The organism is Gemmatimonas sp., assembly GCF_036405635.1.
Lineage (GTDB): Bacteria > Gemmatimonadota > Gemmatimonadetes > Gemmatimonadales > Gemmatimonadaceae > Gemmatimonas.
The window spans coordinates 1-3,436 of the sequence record NZ_DASWXE010000231.1 but is presented as its reverse complement, the minus strand read 5'-3'; the positions used below and the strand labels follow the sequence as shown (position 1 = coordinate 3,436).

3 protein-coding genes and 1 pseudogene are annotated in these 3,436 nt (G+C 66.4%); all 4 read left to right on the top strand.

Annotated elements, in window-relative coordinates; genetic code table 11:
- The coding region (locus VGE27_RS18155) for a TetR/AcrR family transcriptional regulator (protein ID WP_331051095.1) at positions 1 to 611 on the top strand (611 nt) is incomplete at its 5' end.
- A 21-nt stretch (positions 612 to 632) separates the two neighbouring features.
- A complete protein-coding gene (locus VGE27_RS18150; RefSeq protein WP_331051094.1) occupies positions 633 to 2,081 on the top strand; it encodes a TolC family protein in 1,449 nt (482 codons plus the stop codon).
- A gap of 39 nt (positions 2,082 to 2,120) precedes the next feature.
- Positions 2,121 to 3,158, top strand: a complete 1,038-nt coding sequence (locus VGE27_RS18145; protein ID WP_331051093.1) for an HlyD family secretion protein — start codon at positions 2,121 to 2,123, stop codon at positions 3,156 to 3,158.
- An 18-nt stretch (positions 3,159 to 3,176) separates the two neighbouring features.
- Positions 3,177 to 3,436, top strand: a pseudogene (locus VGE27_RS18140) (hypothetical protein); the annotation flags it as partial.

Here is a 3,436-nt window from a genome sequence, read left to right as displayed (position 1 = left end):
CTTCCACGCGCCGTCGGGCGCCGGAAGAACGACCACAACAGATCCTCGATGCTGCGTTTCACGAGTTCGGTGAGCGCGGCCTCGCTGGCACGCGCCTCGATGACATCGCCAAGCGCGCCCAGGTCGCCAAAGGCACCATCTACCTCTACTTCCCGAACAAGGAAGAACTGTTCAGGGAAATGGTACGCTCCACGATAGTGGTGGCTTTGAGTGAAGCGGAGGCGTCACAAGAGGAGCACAAAGACGCCAGTGCAGAATCACAAATTCGTGAATTCGCCACCAAGTCCTGGAACTTCCATCGGACGGACCGAGTGCGAGTCCTCAAGCGCCTCGTCCACGATGAGCTCGTGAATTTCCCCGACCTCATGGCGTTCTATGCCCAGGAGGTCATCGCCCGCGGCCGCCGGCTCATGGCCAGTGTGGTCGAACGAGGCATCGCCCGAGGCGAGTTCCGGTCCATCGACCCGAACATGGCCGCCCGCATGTACTCGGCGATCCTCATCTCCCACAGCACCTGGTGCAACAACCGGGCGTTCCACCCACAGCTCGGCACCGATGAGCAGGTCCTCGAGGAAATGCTCGAGTTCTACCTCCACGCGCTCAAGCCCTGAACGGGTTTCAATCCATCCTCCATGACATACAGCATTCTTCAAAACGCTGACGATTCCGGACCGGAGCGACAGGGACGCGATGAGGCGGGCAGCCGACCACGTCGTGTCCCGATCTCCACCCCGCGGGTCCTCGTCGCGATTGGGGCAGGCCTCCTTGGCGCCGCGCTGCTGGCCGTCAGTGCCCGCCCCCTTCACGCCCAAACCCGCATCACGCTCGGCGATGCCGCCCGTCTCGCTGCCAAGCAGAACGGCGCCATCGAGATATCCAAAGCCCGGGTCGAGCAGGCTGCCGCCCGAGCGACGCAGCGCCGAGGCGCGCTGCTCCCGGATCTGGCCGGCGCGGTGATTCAGTCTGAACGCACGCTGAACACAGCCACCTTCGGCTTTTCCTTTGTGAATCCGGTGACCGGCGTGCCGATGATGCGCCCCGACGGCGAGTTGCTGGGCCCGGTGCCCACGGTCGACCTGCGGTATCGCGTGCAGGCGCCGCTGCTCGACCTCGGCAAGTGGGGCAGCTGGCGGGCCGCGCAGGCCACCACCACCGCTGCCAGCGCCGAAGTGAACGCGCAGGCGGAAGGTGCGGCGGCGGCCGCCGCCGCGACCTATGTGCGTGCCGCACGCGCCGAGGCGCAGCTTTCGGCCCGTCAGGCGGATTCGTCGCTGGCCGCAGACCTGCTGCGCATCGCCCGCGACCAGTTGCAGGCCGGCGTCGGTATTGCGCTCGACGTGACGCGGGCCGAATCGCAGCTGGCCAATGTGCGCGCGCAGATCATCATGGCGCGCAACGAGCGCGATCGCACCATGCTCGAGCTCAAGCGCGTCACCGGCGTCAGTGCCGATGCGCCGCTCGAACTCGCCGACTCGCTGGCCGGTCTGCCGCTCACGACGGCCGTGCCATCGGCCAATGAGGCGATGACCGCCGCGCTCGACACCCGGGCCGATGTGCGGGCCCTCAAGGCGCAGGAGTTTGCCCTGCAGCAGTCGGCCAAGGCCATTCGCTGGGAGCGCGCTCCTCAGGTGAGCGCCACAGTGGACCATGGCGTGGTGGGCCGTAACTACGAGCGTTTGCTGCCCACCTACACGTGGGGTGTGCAGCTCTCCATCGGTGTGTTCGACGGCTTCCGTCGTGAGTCCCGCCTCGAGGAACAGGTGGCCGCCGCCCGTGAAACCGATGCACGCCTCCGCGACCTGCGCGCACAGAGCAGTCTCGAAGTGCGCGCGGCCCTGCTCGATCTGAACGCGGCCCAGGAGCAGGTGGAGGCCGTGCGGGAACGCCTGCGCCTCGCGGAGCAGGAAGTCTCGCAAGCGCAGGAGCGCTTCCGCGCCGGTGTGGCCGGCAATGCGGATGTGATCACCGCGATGCTCTCACTGAATCAGGCGCGTACGCTCCGCAACGACGCGCTCGCCGGCTATCACGGCGCCCGCGTGGCCCTCGCCAAGGCGATGGGCGATGCGCAGAAGCTGCCCTGATCCGATACGTCATTTCTCCTCTGAACTCAGCTCACTCTCATGGCTCGCCCGAATATTCGTCTCCTGATCCCGATCGTCGCCCTGATGGGCGTGGGCATCTGGGGCTTCCAGCGCTGGTCCTTCGGTCAATCACATGAATCGACCGACAATGCACAGATCGATGGCCATATCGTCCCTGTGGTGGCCAAGGTGGGTGGCTACGTCACCGCGATCGACGCCACCGACAACGGGCACGTGGATGGAAAGCACGTGCTCGTGAAGCTCGACACCCGTGAACTCGAGGTGAAGCTCGCGCAGGCCGAAGCCGAGTTGGCGGCGGCACGCGCCACGGCAGGTGGACGCGGCCTCGAAGGCCAGGCGGTGACGGTGGTGCGCACCGCGTCGAGTCAGCGCGATGTGGGGTCGGCGCAAGTGGACGCGGCCAGGGCGCAGTTGGTGCGCGCACAAGCCGATCTCACACGCGCCAAGGAGCTCGCCGGCAAGCAGATCATCAGCGTGGCACAGCTCGATGCGGCGCAGGCCACGTTCGATGCGGCAAACGCCAATCTCGAGGCCACGCAGCGGCAGGTGCTGGCGGCCACCGGCAGCATCGCCAACGCGCAGGCTGGTGTACGCCTGGCGCAGGCCCGCCTCGCAGCAGCCGAGGCGGCGCGGGACAACGCCGCGCTGCAGTTGTCGTATGCCACCGTCGAAGCACCGCTCTCCGGCATCGTATCACGCAAGCAGGTGGAACTGGGTCAGCTCATTCAGCCCGGCCAGGCGATGATGTCCATCGTCGCGGACACGGGGCTGTTCGTGACGGCCAACATGAAGGAGACGCAGCTCGCGCGCCTGCGCGTGGGGCAGAAGGTCGATCTCGAGATCGATGCCTATGGAGCATCGGCCGAAGGCGAAGTGGAGAGCATCGCATCGGCCACCGGCGCCAAGTTCGCGCTGCTGCCGCCCGACAACGCCACCGGCAACTTCACCAAGGTCGTGCAGCGTGTACCGGTGCGCATTCGCGTGACCAAGGATCTGGGCAAGGATCGTCCGTTGCGCCCGGGCATGTCGGTACTGGCCAACGTCGTCGTCCGGTAACGACCCATGAGCACTTCGGTGGCCAACCCTCCGGCGTTGGCTGGCACCCCACCCACGCGTAGCGCTTCCGGGGGTTCTTCCGGCGCGGCGAAGGCAGTGGCCGACGACCCGTACAAGAACAAGTACCTCATCGCGATCGCGGTGACACTTGCGGCGGTGCTGGAGCTCGTCGACACGTCCATCGTGAACGTCGCGATCCCGCACATGATGGGCACGCTCGGCGCGACGCTCGACGAGATCGCGTGGGTGAGCACGTCGTACATCATCGCCAACGTCAT

Bases quoted from the DNA above. Each gene is read 5' to 3' on its own strand.
- VGE27_RS18150 (WP_331051094.1), top strand. From the start codon at position 633: ATGACATACAGCATTCTTCAAAACGCTGACGATTCCGGACCGGAGCGA.
- VGE27_RS18145 (WP_331051093.1), top strand. From the start codon at position 2,121: ATGGCTCGCCCGAATATTCGTCTCCTGATCCCGATCGTCGCCCTGATG.